This is a genomic window from Pseudomonas sp. FBCC-B35 (assembly GCF_059133755.1).
The window spans coordinates 1,097,033-1,116,464 of sequence record NZ_CP101439.1 but is presented as its reverse complement, the minus strand read 5'-3'; the positions used below and the strand labels follow the sequence as shown (position 1 = coordinate 1,116,464).

12 protein-coding genes are annotated in these 19,432 nt (G+C 63.8%); 9 read left to right on the top strand and 3 right to left on the bottom strand.

Annotation, left to right across the window (positions count from 1 at the left end; translation table 11 throughout):
* Nucleotides 1-41 precede the first annotated feature (41 nt).
* Complete coding sequence (metR, locus tag NMB38_RS04960; protein WP_023535218.1) at nucleotides 42-959, top strand: transcriptional regulator MetR; 918 nt, start codon at nucleotides 42-44, stop codon at nucleotides 957-959.
* On the opposite strand, the gene NMB38_RS04955 is transcribed toward metR, so the two are convergent.
* Nucleotides 943-1,356, bottom strand: a complete 414-nt coding sequence (locus tag NMB38_RS04955; protein WP_027915365.1) for an NUDIX hydrolase — start codon at nucleotides 1,354-1,356, stop codon at nucleotides 943-945. The two genes, metR and NMB38_RS04955, sit on opposite strands and share 17 nt — an antisense overlap.
* Nucleotides 1,357-1,487: 131 nt before the next feature.
* Between NMB38_RS04955 and NMB38_RS04950 the strand changes: the two genes are divergently transcribed.
* The 5 genes from NMB38_RS04950 to NMB38_RS04930 all read left to right on the top strand — a co-directional run bounded on the left by NMB38_RS04950 (nucleotide 1,488) and on the right by NMB38_RS04930 (nucleotide 12,115).
* Nucleotides 1,488-5,816, top strand: coding sequence for a DNA glycosylase AlkZ-like family protein (locus NMB38_RS04950; RefSeq protein WP_494354910.1), 4,329 nt, complete (start codon nucleotides 1,488-1,490; stop codon nucleotides 5,814-5,816).
* A 29-nt stretch (nucleotides 5,817-5,845) separates the two neighbouring features.
* Nucleotides 5,846-7,465: an FMN-binding glutamate synthase family protein gene (locus NMB38_RS04945; RefSeq protein ID WP_027915366.1), complete on the top strand. Its 1,620-nt coding sequence runs from the start codon at nucleotides 5,846-5,848 to the stop codon at nucleotides 7,463-7,465.
* 125 nt (nucleotides 7,466-7,590) lie between these two features.
* Entirely contained in the window at nucleotides 7,591-10,740 is a 3,150-nt protein-coding gene (locus tag NMB38_RS04940; RefSeq protein ID WP_027915367.1) for a transglycosylase domain-containing protein, read from the top strand.
* A gap of 84 nt (nucleotides 10,741-10,824) precedes the next feature.
* Nucleotides 10,825-11,361 carry a PadR family transcriptional regulator gene (locus NMB38_RS04935; protein ID WP_027915368.1) on the top strand — a complete coding sequence of 179 codons (537 nt, stop codon included), beginning with the start codon at nucleotides 10,825-10,827 and terminating at the stop codon, nucleotides 11,359-11,361.
* Nucleotides 11,354-12,115: a siderophore-interacting protein gene (locus NMB38_RS04930; protein ID WP_027915369.1), complete on the top strand. Its 762-nt coding sequence runs from the start codon at nucleotides 11,354-11,356 to the stop codon at nucleotides 12,113-12,115. Before NMB38_RS04935 ends, NMB38_RS04930 begins: the two co-directional genes overlap by 8 nt.
* A 140-nt stretch (nucleotides 12,116-12,255) precedes the next feature.
* On the opposite strand, the gene NMB38_RS04925 is transcribed toward NMB38_RS04930, so the two are convergent.
* Both NMB38_RS04925 and NMB38_RS04920 read right to left on the bottom strand, forming a co-directional pair.
* Entirely contained in the window at nucleotides 12,256-12,879 is a 624-nt protein-coding gene (locus NMB38_RS04925; protein ID WP_027915370.1) for a Pr6Pr family membrane protein, read from the bottom strand.
* A gap of 1 nt (nucleotide 12,880) precedes the next feature.
* Nucleotides 12,881-13,102, bottom strand: coding sequence for a VF530 family protein (locus tag NMB38_RS04920; RefSeq protein ID WP_027915371.1), 222 nt, complete (start codon nucleotides 13,100-13,102; stop codon nucleotides 12,881-12,883).
* A 160-nt stretch (nucleotides 13,103-13,262) separates the two neighbouring features.
* Here NMB38_RS04920 and NMB38_RS04915 point away from each other — a divergent pair, with 160 nt between their 5' ends.
* From NMB38_RS04915 to NMB38_RS04905, 3 genes are all read left to right on the top strand, one after another.
* Nucleotides 13,263-15,308, top strand: coding sequence for a TonB-dependent receptor (locus NMB38_RS04915; RefSeq protein WP_027915372.1), 2,046 nt, complete (start codon nucleotides 13,263-13,265; stop codon nucleotides 15,306-15,308).
* Nucleotides 15,309-15,548: 240 nt separating this feature from the next.
* A complete protein-coding gene (locus NMB38_RS04910) occupies nucleotides 15,549-16,883 on the top strand; it encodes a carbohydrate porin (protein WP_027915373.1) in 1,335 nt (444 codons plus the stop codon).
* A gap of 27 nt (nucleotides 16,884-16,910) precedes the next feature.
* Nucleotides 16,911-19,322, top strand: a complete 2,412-nt coding sequence (locus tag NMB38_RS04905) for a glucose/quinate/shikimate family membrane-bound PQQ-dependent dehydrogenase (RefSeq protein ID WP_494354909.1) — start codon at nucleotides 16,911-16,913, stop codon at nucleotides 19,320-19,322.
* Nucleotides 19,323-19,432: the final 110 nt, after the last annotated feature.

The following is a 19,432-nucleotide window of genomic DNA, read 5'->3' as shown; positions in this document are numbered from 1 at the left end:
CTCCATGATGTTCACCCTCAGCCTTACCCCCGGAGTCAGCTGTGCTGGAGATTCGCCACCTGAAAACCCTTCATGCCCTGCGCGAGGCAGACAGCCTGGTCGAAGCGGCCGAGCGGTTGCACTTGACCCAGTCGGCCCTGTCACACCAGTTCAAGGAGCTGGAAGAGCGCCTGGGCCTGACGTTGTTCGTGCGCAAGAGCAAGCCCATTCGCTTCACCAGCGCCGGGCTGCGCCTGCTGCAACTGGCCGACGCCACGCTTCCCCTGTTGCGTGGCGCCGAGCGCGATATCGCCAGACTGGCGGGGGGCACGGCCGGTCGCTTGCACATGGCCATCGAATGCCACAGCTGTTTCCAGTGGCTGATGCCCACCATCGATCAGTTCCGTGATGCCTGGCCTGAAGTGGAACTGGACTTGGCGTCAGGCTTCGCGTTCGCGCCCTTGCCCGCCTTGGCCCGTGGCGACCTGGACCTGGTGGTGACCTCCGATCCCCTGGACCTGGCCGGCATCACCTACGTTCCTCTGTTCACCTACGAAGCCATGCTGGCAGTGGCCAACCAACACCCGTTGGCCAGCAAACCCTACATGGTGCCCCAGGACCTGGCGGACCAGACCCTGATCACCTACCCGGTGGAACGCGACCGTCTGGACATCTTCACCCGCTTCCTGGAGCCAGCCGACATCGAACCTGCGGCCGTACGCACCTCCGAGCTCACGGTCATGATGATGCAGTTGGTGGCCAGCGGCCGGGGCGTGTGCGGCATGCCCCATTGGGCCTTGCACGAATACAGCTCTCGCGGCTACGTCAAAGGCAAGCGCCTGGGCGAAAAAGGCCTGTTCGCGACACTCTACGCGGCCGTGCGCACCGACATGCTCGATGCGCCCTACATGCGCGATTTTCTACTGACGGCCAAGGACACTTCGTTCGCCACCCTCGACGGTGTCAGCGCGGTACGCTGAGCAACTGGTGGTATAGCGGCAGGATCAGATCACGGGTCAAGGGCGCCAAGGGCATTTCTGGCGTCTGGTCAGCGGCCAGCCAGGTGATCTCCTCGATTTCGGCCGCCGGCATTACCGCTGCCGCGCAGTCCACCCGGAACAGCTCGGCCTGCACCTCGAACCCCGGCTCATTGGCGGCCGGGGCACTGAACTGGCCAAGGCGCACGGCCTTGGCGGGGTCGATCTGCAGGCCCAGTTCCTCGAGCAGCTCCCGGGCAAGCGCCTGAACCGGGGTTTCGCCTGCATCGATCTTGCCGCCCGGCTGCATGAATGCCTGGGTGCCGCGCTTGCGCACCAGCAGGGTGCGACCTTGCGGGTCCAGCAATAATGCGGCGGCAATGCGGATGATATTGGCCATGGGTGATCTCCCTGAAAATGGGCGGCGAGCATCCCATGCCTCCCCGACCGTGACAAGGCCACTGCCAGGCTCGGACACAGGCGGACGAACGGTCACTTGCCAACCTGGCCTGTACCCTTCATAACCTTCTCATGACGCTTCCTGCCGCGAACCATCCAGTACTTGAGCTGTTCCATCCAGGCGTTGCGGCCTGGTTCTCAGGCCATTATCCGTCGGTGACCGATGCCCAGGCCCAGGCCTGGCCGCTCATCCAGGCGGGACAATCCGTGCTGCTGGCAGCGCCGACCGGCTCAGGCAAGACGCTCAGTGCATTCCTGGCAGTGCTCGACGCGCTGTTTCGCCAGGGGCTGGAGCAGGGCGGCACATTGCACGCCACCACGCAAATCGTCTATGTATCGCCCTTGAAAGCCCTGTCCAACGACATCCGTTTGAACCTGCAAGTACCGCTGGAGGGCATCCAGCGCGCGCTCCAAGCGCAAGGGCACGCAGCCCCCACCATCACCACGGCGGTGCGCACCGGTGATACGCCCCAGAAAGAACGTATCGCCATGCGCAAGCAGGCGCCGCACATTCTAGTCACGACCCCGGAGTCCCTGTACGTGCTGATGGGTTCGGCCTCTGGACGTGAAGGCCTGCGCACGGTGCACACCGTCATCGTCGATGAGATCCATGCCCTGGCCGGCAACAAGCGCGGTTGCCACCTGGCGCTGACCCTCGAACGCCTGCAAGCGTTGTGTGACCGTCCGCTGCGACGCATCGGCCTGTCTGCCACCCAGCGTCCGGTCGAACGCGTGGCGCAGTTTCTGGTGGGCAGCGGGCGGGCCTGCGCCATCGTCGATGTGGGGCACGCGCGTCAACGTGACCTGGCCATCGAAATCCCACCCGTGCCACTGGGGGCGGTGCTCGACCAGGATGCATGGGGGCTGGTGTACGATCGTTTGGCCGAACTGGCCCGTGCGCATCGCACCACCCTGGTGTTCGTCAACACCCGGCGGCTGGCTGAGCGTATCACCCGTCACCTGAGCGATCGGCTGGGCGCGGCGGCGGTGGCCGCTCACCATGGCAGCCTGTCCAAGGAGAGGCGCCTGAGTGCCGAGCAGCGCCTGAAGGCCGGCGAGCTGCAGGTGCTGGTGGCCACGGCCTCGCTGGAACTTGGCATCGACATCGGCGACATCGACCTGGTGTGCCAGGTCGCTTCACCCGGCTCGATCGCAGCGTTCCTGCAGCGCGTGGGGCGTGCTGGGCATCAGGTGGACGGGGTGCCCAAAGGACGGTTGTTCGCGACATCGCGAGACGACCTGATCGAGTGCGTGGCGCTGCTCGATTGCGTGCGCCGCGGCGAGCTGGATGAAGTACAGGTACCGCAGGCGCCGCTGGATGTACTGGCCCAGCAGATCGTCGCCGAGGCCAGCAACCAGACCTGGCACGAGCGAGCGCTGTTCGACTGCCTGCGCCAGGCCATGCCGTTCGACACGATGGCGTACGAACATTACGACGCCTTGCTCGGCATGCTTGCCGAAGGCTACAACGGCCGCCAGGGCGTGCGCGGCGCGTACCTGCACCGCGATGCGGTCAGCGGCATGGTGCGAGGGCGCCGTGGCAGCCAGCTCACCGCTTTGACCAGTGGCGGGACGATTCCCGACAATGCCGACTACGCCGTCATGCTCGACCCCCAGGCGCTGAACATCGGCAGCGTCAACGAAGACTTCGCCGTGGAGAGCATGGCTGGCGACATCTTCCAGCTGGGCAATGCGTCCTATCGCATCCTGCGCGTGGAGGCCGGGCGAGTCCGGGTCGAAGACGCACACGGCCAGCCCCCCACGATCCCGTTCTGGCTAGGCGAAGCCCCTGGGCGCAGCCGCGAGCTCAGCGCTGCCGTGGCCAGGCTGCAAGGGCAGATCGATGACCGCCTGCAACACGCCGGTGGCTCGCTGCCGCACGTGCTGGCCTGGCTGCAAGCCACCTTCGAACTGGACGCCAGCTGTGCCGAACAGTTGCTCGACTACCTGGCCCGTACGCGGCAGGTACTGGGCGCCCTGCCCTCCCAGGACACCCTGGTGATGGAGCGCTTCTTCGACGAGTCAGGCGGCACGCAGCTGATCATTCACTCGCCGTTCGGCAGCCGCATCAACCGCGCTTGGGGGCTGGCCCTGCGCAAGCGGTTCTGCCGTACCTTCAATGTCGAGCTGCAAGCGGCAGCCAGTGAAGATGCTATCGTGCTGTCGCTGTCAACCAGCCACAGCTTCGCCCTCGACGAAGTGTGGCGCTACCTCGACAGCCGCAGCGCCGAGCAGGTGCTGATCCAGGCCGTGCTCGACGCCCCGATGTTCGGTGTGCGCTGGCGCTGGAACGCGGGTGTGGCGATGGCCTTGCCGCGTTTTGCCGGTGGTCGCAAAGTTGCGCCGCAGATCCAGCGCATGAAAAGCGAGGACCTGATCGCCTCGGTATTCCCCGATCAGATCGCCTGCCTTGAGAATCTGCCCGGTGAACGGCAGGTGCCGGACCACCCACTGGTTCGTCAGACCCTCGACGACTGCCTGCACGACGCCATGGATAGCAAGGGCTGGCTGGTGTTGCTGCGGCGCATGGAAAGCGGTGCCGTGCGCCTGCTGGCATGCGACCTGTCGGCGCCCTCGCCGCTGGCCTCAGCCATTCTCAACGCCAGGCCTTACACCTTTCTGGATGATGCCCCGATTGAAGAGCGTCGTACCCAGGCGGTCCTTAATCGCCGCTGGGCGGATGTGCAGTCAGGCGATGAGCTGGGTGCACTGGATGCGGATGCGATCGCGGCGGTGGCAGCCGAGGCTTGGCCGCAGCCGGTCAACGCTGATGAAATGCATGAAGCGCTGATGAGCCTGGGCGCCATCAGCCAGACAGAAGCCCAGGCAGGCTCACGCTGGCGTACGCTGCTTGACCAGCTGGCCAAGCGGGGCCGGGCCGTCTACCTGCCTGAGCAGGCGTTGTGGCTGGCCCGTGAGCGCTTGACGCTGTTGCAAGCCGTCTACCCCGATTGCCCTCTGGTGCCTGCCGTCGAACCGCTGCCTGGCTTCGATCAACCCGTGGACCACGGCCTGGCGCTGCCCGAATTGCTGCGTGCCCGGCTGAGCGGCCATGGGCCTGTCACCGTCGCCCAGCTTGCGGCGCCGCTGGGCAAGCCCATCGCTGAGGTGGAACAGGCCTTGGCCCGGCTCGAGGCCCAAGGCCATGTGCTACGGGGCCATTTCAGCCCGGATGCAGTAGCCACACAGTGGTGCGAACGCCACCTGCTGGCGCGTATTCACCGCTATACCGTCAAACGCCTGCGCCGGGAGATCGAGCCCGTCAGCCTGCAGGACTTCATGCGTTTCCTGTTTCACTGGCAACACCTTGATCCGGAGCAACGGTTGCAAGGGCCGCAGGCGCTGCCTGCTGTGCTGGCCCAGCTGCAGGGATTTCCAAGTGCGGCCGGGGCGTGGGAAGCCGACGTGCTGCCGGCGCGCGTACGCGATTACAGCCCCAGCTGGCTCGACGAGGCTTGCCGCAGCGGGCAGTTCGCCTGGAGCCGGTTGGCAAACACCGTGTCAGCCAGCACGGTGGCCAGCACGCCTGTGGTGTTGCTGCCTCGCGAACACCTGCAGCTGTGGCGAAGCCTGGCCCCACCCCCGAGTCTCGACACCTTGGGACCACGCGCCCAGCGGGTGCATGACGCCCTGAAAACCCGGGGTGCACTGTTCTTCGACGAATTGGCCCAAGAGGCCCGCCTGCTCCCCAGCGAACTGGAAACGGCCCTGCAGGCGCTGGTCGGTGCAGGCCTGGCCAATGCCGACAGCTTCACCGGGCTGCGCAGCCTGATCACCCCGGCCGCTCGGCGCACCACGCGTCGGCCTCGCTTCGGTCACCTGCCCTTGTCCAGCAGCATGGCCCATGCAGGGCGCTGGGCCCTGCTGGCGCGCAGCGAAGCCGAGCTGGATCAGGATCAGCGCATCGAACACCTTGCTCGCCTGCTGCTGCAGCGCTACGGGGTGATGTGCTGGCGCCTGTTGGCGCGTGAGAGCGATGTGCTGCCGCCCTGGCGTGATCTGCTGCGCTGCTACCATCGCCTGGAGGCGCGTGGGGAAATACGGGGCGGGCGCTTCATTGCCGGATTGTCCGGCGAACAGTTCGCCTTGCCCGAAGCCGTGGCAATGCTGCGCCAGATTCGCCGGCAAGCGGCGGACGGCACACTGGTGGTGGTCAGCGCCAGTGATCCGCTGAACCTGATCGGCACGTTGCTGCCGGGGGCCAAGGTACCTGCCACCAGCGGCAACCGGCTGCTCTACCGCGACGGCGTGCCGGTGGCTGCGCGGGTGGGCAAGCGTTACGACTACCTGGTCGAGGCTTGCGCGGCGCAGCAGACGCAGTGGCGGCAGTTGCTGCTGCGCGACACGGCCTTTGCAGGGACGGACAAGTTGGCTATGGTCGGGGCTCAACCCAGGCCGTGAGCCTGACCGAGCCATCGCAAGGACCCTGTATGAGCCTGTCACTTCTCAGCCGTTATGCGGTGTTCGCCATCTGCATCGTGTTTACCCTGGCAACCCTGCCATTGATCCACCACCAATGGCTGTGGCCCTTCACCCTGACAACCGGCCTGCTCAGCCTGATAGGCCTGTTCGACCTGTTGCAGAAACGCCACGCCGTGCGTCGCAACTACCCGATCCTGGGCAACATCCGCTACCTGGTGGAAACCATTCGCCCGGAAATCCGCCAGTATCTGCTCGAAGCAGACAGCGACGCCCTGCCCTTCTCCCGTGCCCAACGCTCGCTGGTCTACTCCAGGGCCAAGAACCAGGTCTCGGACAAACCGTTCGGCACCCTGATCGACGTCTACGCGTCCGGCTTCGAGTTCATCGGCCACTCCATGCGCCCGGCGCCGTTGGCTGACCCGGCAAGCTTTCGCATCACCATCGGCGGCCCGCAGTGCAGCCAGCCGTATTCAGCTTCGATCTTCAACATTTCCGCCATGAGTTTTGGCTCGCTCAGCGCCAACGCCATTCGCGCATTGAACCAAGGCGCGAAACTGGGCAACTTTCACCACGACACCGGTGAGGGCAGCATCAGCCCCTACCATCGCGAGCACGGCGGTGATTTGGTATGGGAACTGGGCAGCGGGTATTTCGGGTGCCGCACCTCGGACGGACGTTTCGACCCGCAGGCATTTGCCGCGCAGGCACGCAGCCCGCAGGTGCGCATGATCGAGGTCAAGATGAGCCAGGGCGCCAAGCCTGGGCATGGCGGCATACTGCCCAAACACAAGGTCACCCAGGAAATTGCCGAAACCCGCGGCGTCCCGCTGGGCGAGGACTGCATCTCGCCATCGCGGCACAGCGCGTTTTCCACGCCAATCGAAATGATGCAGTTCATCGCCCAACTGCGTGAACTGTCGGGCGGCAAACCCGTGGGGTTCAAACTCTGCCTGGGTCACCCGTGGGAGTTCATGGGTATCGCCAAGGCCATGCTGCAAACCGGCATCCTGCCTGACTTCATCGTGATCGATGGCAAGGAAGGCGGCACCGGGGCCGCCCCCGTGGAGTTCACCGACCATATCGGGGTGCCGCTGCGCGAAGGCCTGTTGTTCGTGCACAACACCTTGGTGGGCTTGAACCTGCGCGACAAGATCAAGCTCGGAGCCAGCGGCAAGATCGTCAGCGCCTTCGATATCGCCAGCGTCCTGGCCATCGGTGCGGACTGGGCCAACGCCGCGCGGGGGTTCATGTTCGCCATCGGCTGCATCCAGTCCCAGAGCTGCCACACCAACAAGTGCCCGACGGGTGTGGCCACGCAGGATCCGCTGCGCCAACGTGCCCTGGTGGTGCCGGACAAGGCCGAACGGGTGCTGAACTTCCATCGCAACACCCTGCGTGCCTTGGCCGAGATGCTGGCTGCAGCTGGGCTGGAACACCCGTCGCAGCTCGAAGCCAAGCACTTGGTGCGGCGCATTTCAGCCACCGAGATCAAGCTGTTCTCGCAAATGCATGTGTTCCTCAAGCCGGGCGAGCTACTGACCGGTGAGGTCGATGGGCAATTCTATTCGCGCATGTGGCAACTGGCCCGAGCGGACAGCTTTGAGCCCAACAGCGAGGTAGCCGCCTGAATGCTTGAGCGCGGCCCTGCCGCGCACCCGCTTTATTCCGCAGTTTCCACAAAATTTTCACATACCCGGCGCAACGTCTAAGCTTCAGGCAAGCAAGACGAAAATACCTGGCTGGATAGACGATTATGGGCGCACTGTGGCAAACGGAACCAAACACCAAGCAAGCACCCGAACAAACGCCTGCCGAGACGCCAGAACCCAAGTCCCCTCGTCAGCGCCGGCTATGGTGGCGTCTGATCATCCTGATTCTGCTGGTGGGCGCTGGCGCTGTCGGCTTCGCGGCCTATGAAGAGTTCCGCACGTCCGAGCTGCAATCGCGCGAGTTCAGCAAGCTGGCGAGCACCCTGACCTACTCGCTGCAGCCCGGTCCCAGCGATGCGATCGTGTACCCAGGCGAAGGACCGTTCGATAAGCGCCTGGGCTATAGCTCGCTCGGCGAGTTCCTGCCGCGCCTGCTCAAGCGCGATTACCTGATCAGCCAACAAGTGCGATTCTCGCCGGCGCTGGTCAATTACGTCGATCATGGGCTGTTCGCGCCCTATATCGAAAAGGTCCAGGCAGGTCTGGCGATTACCGATTGCCGGGGCGACATGCTCTACCAGTATCAGTATCCCCAGTACCTGTACCCGGACTTCGCCTCGATTCCCTCGGTCGTGGTCAACAGCCTGCTGTTCATCGAGAACCGCGACCTGCTCGATACCCGTGATCCGCGCAACAACCCGGCAGTGGACTGGCCGCGTTTCGCCAAGGCTGCCTACAGCCAGATCGCGCGCTACCTGGCCCTGCCTGGCCAATCCGCCGGCGGCAGTACCCTGGCCACCCAGCTGGAGAAGTACCGCCATTCACCCGACGGGTTGACCGTGTCGGGCGCCGAGAAGATCAGGCAGATGATTTCTGCCAGCGTGCGCGCCTATCAGGGCGGGCCGGACACCACCGAGGCGCGCCAGCGCATCGTGCGTGATTACCTCAACAGCGTGCCGCTGTCCGCCGTGCCGGGTCATGGTGAAGTCCACGGCATGGCCGAAGGCCTGCGCGTGTGGTATGGAGCAGACTTCGAGCACGTCAACCGCGCGCTCAATGACACCGCCACGGATGCGCAGAGCCTGGCGGCCCGCGGCCTTGCGCTGCGTCAGGTGCTGTCGTTGATGATTGCCCAGCGCCGGCCATCGCACTACCTCTCCAAGGGGCGCGTGGAACTTGCCGAGCTGACCGACGCCCACGTTCGTGTGCTGGCAGCGAACCAGATCATCCCTCAGGCGCTGGCCGATGCCGCGTTGGCCAGCAAGGCCGTCTACCGTGACTGGGTCGCGCAGCCGACCATCGTGCCTATCGTCACCAACAAGGGCATCAGCCTGGCCCGCAACCGTCTTTCGGCCATGCTCAACCGCCCGCTGTACGACCTCGACCGTCTGGACCTTTCCGCCACCAGCACCTTGCAGGCTGACCTGCAGCTGCAAGTCAGCGAGTACCTTAAGCATCTGGCCGACCCGGCCTTCGCCGCGCAGATCGGCCTGATTGGCGAGCGTTTGCTGACTGCCAAAACCACCGACCAGGTCAGCTACAGTTTCACCCTGTTCGAACGCACTGCCGATGGCTCACGCGTGCGGGTCCAGACGGACAGCACCGACCAGCCCTTCGACATCAACGAAGGCAGCAAGCTGGAACTGGGTTCGACCGCCAAGCTTCGGGTGCTGACCACCTACCTGGAAATCGTCGCCGAGCTGCATGACAAGTACGCCGGCAAGCCTGCGGCTGAGCTGAAGAAAGTCGAGGTCGCCGACCTGGACGTCATCAGCCGCTGGTCACTGGACTGGCTGATGCAAAACAGCAGAAACCAGAGCCTGGACGCGATGCTCGACGCCGCCCTTGAGCGCAAGTATTCGGCCAGCACTGGCGAATCCTTCTTCACCGGCGGCGGCATGCACGTGTTCAATAACTTTCGCAAGGAAGACAACGGCCGCAACCCTACCCTCAAGGACGCCCTGCGCGAATCGATCAACCTGCCGTTCATCCGCCTGATGCGCGACGTGGTGCGCTACGTCACCTATCAGCAGCCCTTGAACAGGGTGCCGCTGCTCAAGGACGATGCTGACCCGCGCCGGCAGGAGTACCTGGCAAAGTTCGCCGACAAGGAAGGGACCAGCTACCTGATGCGTTTCTGGCGCAAGTACCAGCGCAAGACCTCGCAGCAACGCCTGGACACCTTCCTCGACGGCATGCGCGTGACACCCCAGCGCCTGGCGGCCGTGCACCGCTACCTGTTCCCTGAGGCTGGCCAGGCCACGTTCAACGCCTTCGTGCGGGCCCATAGCAAAGACAGCAAGCTCGCCCAGAGCAAACTGACCGACGACCGTCTGGTACAGATGTACGATGCCTACGGCCCGGGGCGGTATAACCTGCCTGACCAGGGCTTCATCGCCAAGGTCCACCCGCTGGACCTGTGGCTGCTGGGCTACCTGCTCAAGCACCCTGCATCGACCTTGAGCGAAATGATCAACGCCAGCCGCTTCGAACGCCAGGAGGTCTACAGCTGGCTGTTCAAGAGCCGTCACCAGGGCGCACGGGACAGCCGCATCCGGACCATGGTGGAAATCGAGGCGTTTCTCGACATTCATCAGCGCTGGAAGCGGGTGGGCTATCCCTTCGATCACCTGGTCCCGTCGCTGGCGACCGCTATTGGCAGCTCCGGTGACCGGCCTGCCGCGCTTTCCGAACTGGTGGGCATCATTCAGAACGACGGTGTACGGCTGCCGACACTGCGCATCGATACCCTGCACTTTGCAGCGGACACGCCGTACGAGACCAAACTGATCAGCGACCCGGATCGTGGTGTGCGGATACTGCCGGTCGAGGTAGCGCGCGCGCTCAAGGGCGCCATGTCGCAAGTGGTGGACGCAGGTACCGCGCGGCGCATTTCCGGCAGCTTCATGCTCAAGGATGGCACGCCTCTGGTCATGGGCGGCAAGACCGGAACGGGCGACAACCGCATCGAGAGCTTCGGCGCCGGGGGCCGCCTGATAGGCTCACGGTCGCTTAACCGCACCGCGACGTTCGTGTTCTTCCTGGGCGATAACCACTTCGGCACCTTGACTGCCTTCGTGCCCGGACGCTCGGCGGAAGCCTTCAAGTTCACCTCTGCGCTGCCGGTGCAGGTGCTCAAGGGCATGGCGCCGATCCTCATGCCCTACTTGCAGCCGGGCAACCCTAACGAATGCATCCCCCCGCAGCAGGCAAGCGTAGTTGCCCGTTCACCTGAGGATGTATCGAACGGGTAGATAAGAATCATCAGCATTTGTGGTTTGCCGAAGATACATCTTGAGTACTATCTTGAGATATATCTTGAACAGGCACTTTCCAGCATGCGCGATTCCGAAAACTTCGAACGCAAACCCGGCCGCGGCGAACGCGGCCCTCGGGTGTTCGCCCCAGGCGATCTGAAACTGCTGCTGCTCTCACTCTTGGGCGAACAGCCAGGACACGGCTACGACCTGATCAGGCAAATCGAAAAACGCTTCGATGGCAGCTATACGCCGAGCCCAGGGGTGATCTATCCCACGCTCAACTTCCTGGAGGAGGCCGAACTCATCCAGGGTCAGCCTCAAGGCAGCAAGCGGCTGTACACCATCACCGACACGGGCCGCAGCGCCTTGACCGAGCAGGCCGTGGCACTGGACGGGTTACGCGTGCGTATCGAAGTCAGCAAGCATGCCCTGCGGGGTCACGACCGCCCCGCTGAGATTCACGAGGCCGTGGGCAATCTGCGCCACGCCTTGCACATGCACCATGGCCGCTGGACACCTGAGGAAATCGAGCGCGTCCGCGACTTGCTTAACGTGACCGCCAAAGCCATCGCTGGCGGCCCCCATGCCCCTGACCAGGAGAGCGCTGATGAGTGAAGCCATCCACCGCGTCAACCACGAGATTCGCCAGCGCCGCCTGAACGTGCTGCGTGTGACCGACCTGACCCCGCGCATGCGCCGCGTGACACTGGGCGGCCCCGAGCTACAGGGCTTCACCAGCCTGGGCACGGATGACCATATCAAGCTGCTGTTTGCCGAGACTGCCGAGCAGCAGCACGCCATTGATGCCCGCACGCTCAATCGGGAAGGGGGCGAGCGGCCCACCATGCGTGAGTACACCCCCCGGCGCATCGACCTGCAAGCCAACGAACTGGACATCGACTTCGTGCTGCACGGCGATGGCCCCGCTTCGACCTGGGCGGCGCAGGCGGCGCCGGGGCAAACCCTGGATATCGCCGGGCCACGTGCCTCGATGGTGGTACCGGACATCTTCGAGGCCTACCTGCTGATCGGTGACGAAACTGCCTTGCCGGCCATTGGCCGCCGTCTTGAAGCCCTGCCTGCGGGACGACGGGTGGTGGCCGTCATCCAGGTTCACGATGAGCAGGAGCGTCAGCCCTTGCCCAGCCAAGCTCAGGTGGACGTGACCTGGTCCGTACGAGGTCGGGACGACCTGGTGGCCACGGTCGAGGCCTTGCCATTACCCGAGGGGACCTTGTACGCCTGGGTAGCGCTGGAGAAGAACCTGACGCGTCAGGTCAAGACATTGCTGATCAGCAAAGGTGTGGCGCAGGACGCTCTCAAGGCTGCCGCCTACTGGCGCGCCGAAGGTTCAGCAAGCGACGACTGAAAGGCTGTGGCCAAGGCCAGTCAATCAAGGCCAACGGGGCTGCGGCGGCCCTGGCAATGCCCGTCGCGGCGCTCAAATCCCTGGGCTGCTGCGCAGACTTGATGGATGCCTGATTTGCCTGATTGACGGCACGCCCTGCCTCATCCCGCTCTCCACCTGTCAAGCATGAGCAGCACCCCGGCGATTGCCCAGAACCCTGCCAGCACACCCAGCGCATTGATCATCACCTGGGCATACCCCAGGGTGGCAACATCGATGAAGGGATAGGCGTAGACGCCAATCTCACTGCCACGCCACAACGCATAGGCGAAATAGGCGGCAGGATAGAACGCCCATAGCCCCAGGTGGTGCAGCCGCAATCGGCCCTTGGGCACCTCGAACCACCAGTACAAGGCGTAAAGCGCTGGCATGACGTCATGCAACAGCTCGTCTGCCAGCCATTGCCAACCCTCGGGCTGCCACAGATGGCGCAACAACAGGCTATACGCCAGCGCCACCAGCACGATGCTCGCCGCCACCGCCGAGCTGACCACAGGAGACAGGAAAAAGCGCCTGCTCGCCCCTTCCCGGCCAAATGCGGCATAGCTCAGGACAGTGGCCACCAGCGTATTGGTCAGCACCGTGAAGTAGCCGAACACGTTGATCAGTCCACCTATCAGGCTCGCCTGCTCCTGCCATCGCCCCCAGAGCACCAGGTATACCTGCACGCTCAGGCCTAGCCAGCCCAGCATGGCCATGGTGCTCAACCACGGGTGACGCTGCATGTCAGGCCTGGCGCTGCAGCTTGATGTACAGCTGCTCGACCTTCTCGCGGGCCCACGGGGTCTTGCGCAGGAAGGTAAGGCTCGACTTGACCGTCGGGTTGCTCTTGAAGCAGCGCACATCGATGCGTTCGGCCAGCCCCTGCCATTGATAGTGGGCGACCAGCTCGGTCAGGATCTGCTCGAGGGTCTTGCCGTGCAGCGCGTTGTGTTGGGCAGTGCTCATGCCAAGGCTCCGGTACAAAGATGCGCACCTTACACCAGTGCAGGCATCGTCGCGCACCCTGCACGGGACAAATAAGGCTGGCGGCGTGCGGCAAGGCTATGCTGAAATAGAGATGTTATATTGTAACAATAAACATCTCTGCCAAGGACCGCTACCGCTCATGGTGCACTCACCGCTTCGCCTTTCTCCCCTCGCACTAGCACTTTGCATGGTTACCTCAAACAGCCAGGGGGTTGAACTCTCGCCTCAGGTCATCACTGCAAACCCGCTGGGCAGCGCCCAGTTGGCCAGCCCCAGCACGGTGCTGGAAGGCACTGACCTGCTGCAACAACAGCACAGCAGCCTGGGGGAAACCCTGAACCGACAGCCAGGTGTGGCCTCCACCTGGTTCGGGCCAGGGGCGAGCCGCCCAATCATTCGAGGCCTGGACGGGGATCGCATCCGCCTGCTGCGCAATGGCGTCGGCGCGCTGGATGCCTCGTCGTTGTCCTACGACCACGCCGTGCCCCTTGACCCCGTCACTGTCGAACGCATCGAAATCGTCCGAGGCCCCGCTGCCCTGCTCTATGGCGGCAACGCCATTGGCGGCGTGGTGAACACGTTCGACAACCGCATTCCCGATACCCCTATCGACGGCATCCAGGGCGCCGGCGAGCTGCGCTACGGTGGCGCCGACACCACACGCAGCAGTGCCGGCAAGCTGGAGGCCGGCAACGGTGCCTTCGCCCTGCACGTGGATGCCAACGCCCGTCAGTACAATGATTTGCGCATCCCAGGCTTTGCACGCAGCGCCCAGGTCCGCGATGCCGATGCACCCGGCAGCAAGCATCGCCTGGAAAACAGCGACGGCCGCCAGGACGGCGGCGCACTGGGCGGTGCCTACCACTGGGACCACGGTTATGCTGGCCTGTCCTACAGCCGTTATGACACCAACTACGGTTCGGTGGCTGAGCCCGGCGTTCGGCTGGACATGGAGCAGGACCACTATGCCTTCGCCTCGCAGTTTCGCGACCTGGACGGCCCGTTCAGCTCGGTGAAGCTCGATGCCGGGTATACCGATTACCAACATCGTGAGATCGAAGAAGGCGAAGTTCATACCACGTTCAAGAACAAGGGCTATGAAGCCCGTGTCGAGGCCCGCCACCAACCCTTGGGTCCCGTGGAAGGGGTGCTGGGAGCGCAGGTCAGCCGGAATGAATTCTCAGCGCTGGGCGAAGAAGCGTTCGTGCCGCATACCGATACCGACAGCTTTGCACTGTTCCTGCTGGAGCAATGGCACGCCACTGACCGGCTGGATTTGAGCCTCGGGGCACGCATGGAGCACACCCGCGTCGACCCGGACGGCAAGGGCAACGCGCAGTTCGCAGACGCCGACAGCGCCAGCAGCTTCAACGCCTTCAGTCTGTCGTCAGGTGCCGTGTACCAACTGGACCCGATCTGGTCGCTCGCCGCCAACCTGGGCTACACCGAGCGGGCGCCGACCTTCTATGAGCTCTATGCCAACGGCGCACATGTGGCTACCGGCGCCTATGAAGTGGGCGATGCCAGCCTGAACAAGGAAAAGGCAGTTTCGGGCGATCTGGCACTGCGCTTTGACAACGGAACGCACAAAGGCAGCGTGGGCGTTTTCTACAGCCATTTTCGCAACTATATCGGCCTGATCGGCACCGGCAACCTGCGCGAAGGTCACGATCATGATCATGAAGGCGAAGATCATGACCACGACCATGACCACGACGGCATTCCCGAATACCAGTACCAAGGTGTTCGGGCCCGGTTCTACGGCATCGAGGCGCAAGACCGGTGGCAGCTGGCGCAGAACCGCTATGGCAGCTTTGCGCTCGAATTGTCGGGTGACTACACCAGGGCCAAGAACCTCGATTCCGGCGAGCCCCTGCCACGAATCGCCCCGCTGCGCCTGAACAGCGGCCTGGTCTGGGAGCTCGACCGCTGGCAGGCGCGAGTGGACGTTGAGCATGCCGCCGCTCAACACCGCAAACCGGCCAATGAAACCCGCACCGATGGGTATACCACCCTGGGCGCCAGCGTGGGCTATCGGTTCGACGTGGGCCACAGCCAGTGGCTGGCGTTCGTGCGGGGTGAGAACCTGACGGATCAGACGGTGCGTTATGCCAGCTCGATCCTGCGTGATATCGCACCGGCCCCGGGGCGTAGCGTGGAAGTCGGCCTGCGCACTACCTTCTGAGGTAGCCCGCCTGCCACGACGGGTAACATGGGGCGCCACGCGCCCCATTTGAGTGCACTGTTACCCAAAGGGTAACAATGCACTGCGACATTTTGTCTTTTTTTCCCACGCTTTACCCTATATCCTCCCCGCCCCAAGCTGAATCGCTTCACCCATTTACCCCCTTCGTCAACCCATTGCCAGGGCCTGCCTGTCGATGCGCTTGCCGTTTTTCCAACAATCAGAAGACAGCGCTACCTCATGCTTCAACTGCCAAAATCCAGCTACCTCGGCTTCGCCCTAGCGGCCATGGCCAACGCAGCCTACGCCAACGAGCCGTTTGCCAGTGACTCTCCCTGGATGTTCGGTGATTGGGCCGGGCACCGTACCGCCTTGCTCGACCAAGGTTATGACTTCACCTTGGGCTACACAGGCGAAATGGGCAGCAACCTGCGCGGTGGCTACGACCACAACCGCACGGCCCGCTACAGTGACCAGTTCACCTTCGGCAGCCACATGGACCTGGAAAAGATCTTCGGCTGGCGCGACGCCGAGTTCCAACTCACGGTCACCGAGCGCCATGGCCAGAACATCAGCAACGACCGCATCAATGACCCCCGCGTCGGCGGCTTCACCTCGGCGCAGGAAGTGTGGGGCCGCGGTCAGACCTGGCGCCTGACGCAGCTGTGGGTCAAGCAGAAATATTTCGACGGCGCGCTGGACGTCAAGTTTGGCCGCTTTGGCGAAGGTGAAGACTTCAACAGCTTCCCCTGCGACTTCCAAAACCTGGCCTTCTGTGGCTCTCAGGTGGGCAACTGGGTAGGTGGCATCTGGTACAACTGGCCCGTCAGCCAGTGGGCCCTGCGCGTGCGCTACAACCTCAGCGACAGCCTCTTCGCGCAGGTTGGCGTGTTCGAGCAGAACCCGTCCAACCTGGAGTCGGGCAACGGCTTCAAGCTCAGCGGCAGCGGCACCCAAGGCGCGGTGATGCCAATCGAACTGGTATGGAGCCCACGTATCAAAGGCATGAAAGGGGAATATCGCGCCGGGTACTACTACAGTAATGCCAAGGCAAGCGATGTACTCAAGGACAGCGACGGGCAGTCGGCAGCGATCAGCGGTGCCGCCTACCGCAGCAGCTCAAGCAAGCACGGCGTGTGGCTGGGTGCTCAGCAGCAGGTGACTGCGCTGGCATCGGACGCCTCGCGTGGCTTGAGCGTATTCGCCAACGCCACGATGCATGACAAGAAAACCAATGCCATCGACAACTATGTGCAGGCTGGACTGGTATTCAAAGGGCCGTTCGACAGTCGGGCCAAGGACGACATCGGCCTTGCAGTCGCCCGTGTGCATGTCAACCCGGCCTATCGCAAGAATGCCCGGCTGGCCAACCAGGCCGCGGGGCTTTACGACTATGACAACCCTGGCTTCCTGCCAGTACAGGACACCGAATACAGCGCCGAGCTGTACTACGGCATTCACCTGGCCGACTGGCTCACGGTGCGACCGAACCTGCAATACATCCGCCACCCCGGCGGCGTGTCGCAGGTCGACAACGCCCTGGTCGGCGGCTTGAAAATCCAGAGCACTTTCTAAAAACACATATCAAACGGAGAACATGCGATGAGCACTGAAGGTGCCAACAAGGGAAGCCGCTGGCTACCCCGCCTGATCGGCGTCCTGCTGTTGTTGATGGGGCTGGCACTGCTGGCCGGTGGCATCAAGCTCAGTCAGCTGGGCGGGTCGCTGTATTACCTGATCGCCGGCATCGGGTTTGCCGTGTCTGGCGCCCTCCTGCTGGCCCAGCGCCGCATCGGCCTGGGTGTCTACGCCGTCGTGTTGCTGTGCAGCACGGTCTGGGCACTGCTCGAAGTGGGCCTGGACTGGTGGCAACTGGTACCGCGTCTGGCCATCTGGTTCGCCATCGGTGTAGTGCTGTTGCTGCCTTGGTCGCGCCGACCGTTGATCGGGCCAGCCAGCAAAGCCAACACGGCCCTGCTCACCGTTGCCGTGGTGGCATCGGGTGCCTGCGCCGTCGCCAGTCAGTTCACCCACCCCGGTGAGGTGTATGGCGAACTGGGTCGCGACACCAGCGAAATGGCCAGCACCGCCCCGGCCATGCCCGACGGCGAGTGGCATGCCTACGGCCGCACCGAGCACGGCGACCGTTACTCGCCGCTGCGCCAGATCACCGCGCAAAACGCCTACCGCCTTGAAGAGGCCTGGCGTATCCGCACCGGCGACTTGCCCAGTGACAACGACCCGGTGGAACTGACCAACGAAAACACGCCGCTCAAAGCCAATGGCATGCTCTATGCCTGCACCGCCCACAGCCGCGTGCTGGCCTTGGACCCGGACACCGGTGCTGAAATCTGGCGTTATGACCCGCAGATCAAGAGCCCGGTGGGCACCTTCAAGGGTTTCGCCCACATGACGTGCCGTGGCGTTTCGTACTATGACGAAAACCGCTACGTAAGCCGTGACGGCAGCCCTGCGCCGACCATCAGCGATGCTGGCAAGGCCGTGGCTCAGGCCTGCCCGCGCCGTCTTTATCTGCCAACTGCCGACGCGCGCCTGATCGCCATCAATGCCGACAACGGCAAGGTCTGCGAAGGCTTTGCCAACCAGGGCAGTGTCGACCTGACCACCGGCCTTGGGCCATTCACGCCAGGTGGCTACTACTCCACATCGCCTGTGGCCATCACGCGCGACCTGGTGATCATTGGCGGTCACGTGACCGACAACGAGTCGACCAGCGAGCCGTCTGGCGTGATCCGCGCATACGACGTACACGACGGCCGCCTGGTGTGGAACTGGGACAGCAACAACCCGGACGACACCGCGCCACTGGCACCGGGCAAGATGTACAGCCGCAACTCGGCCAACATGTGGTCGATTGCCAGCGTCGACGAAGACCTGGGCATGATCTACCTGCCACTGGGCAACCAGACGCCGGACCAATGGGGTGCTGACCGCACGCCAGGCGCCGAGAAATACAGCGCCGGTGTGGTCGCCCTGGACCTGGCGACCGGCAAGGCCCGCTGGAACTACCAGTTCACCCACCATGACCTGTGGGACATGGACGTGGGCAGCCAGCCTACCTTGGTCTCCCTGAAGACCGACGATGGCGTCAAGCCTGCGGTCATCGTGCCGACCAAACAGGGTAGCCTGTACGTGCTGGACCGTCGTGACGGTACGCCGATCGTGCCGATCCGTGAAATCCCGACCCCGCAAGGCGCGGTCAAGGGCGATCACACCTCGCCGACCCAGGCCCGTTCGGACCTCAACCTGCTCGGCCCTGAGCTGACCGAACAGGCCATGTGGGGCGCCACGCCGTTCGACCAGATGCTGTGCCGCATCCAGTTCCGCGAGCTGCGCTACGAAGGCCAGTACACCCCGCCATCGGAGCAGGGTTCGCTGATCTACCCAGGCAACGTGGGTGTGTTCAACTGGGGCAGCGTCTCGGTCGACCCGGTACGTCAACTGCTGTTCACATCGCCCAACTACATGGCATTCGTCTCCAAGATGATCCCCCGTGAGCAGGTTGCGGACGGTAGCAAGCGCGAGAGCGAGACCAGCGGCGTGCAACCGAACACCGGTGCACCCTATGCCGTCACCATGCACCCGTTCATGTCGCCGCTGGGCGTGCCGTGCCAGGCGCCTGCCTGGGGCTATGTGGCCGCCATCGACCTGTTCACCAACAAGGTGGTCTGGAAGCACAAGAACGGCACTACCCGCGACAGCACGCCGGTCCCAATCGGCCTGCCGGTTGGGGTACCCAGCATGGGCGGCTCGATCGTCACCGCCGGCGGCGTAGGCTTCCTGAGCGGTACGCTGGACCAGTACCTGCGCGCCTATGACGTCAACAACGGCAAGGAATTGTGGAAAGCCCGCCTGCCAGCAGGCGGCCAGGCCACGCCAATGACCTATACCGGCAAGGACGGCAAGCAGTACGTGCTCATCGTGGCCGGTGGCCACGGCTCGCTGGGCACCAAGATGGGCGACTACATCATCGCCTACAAACTCGCCGAGTAACCGGCACGGTGTCACCAAAAGCGGAGCCTTGCAGGCTCCGCTTTTTCATGCGCGCACGCCACTGCCCGGCAGCGGCTTGAAACCCTTCCTGCCTTGCCCCATCTAAGCAC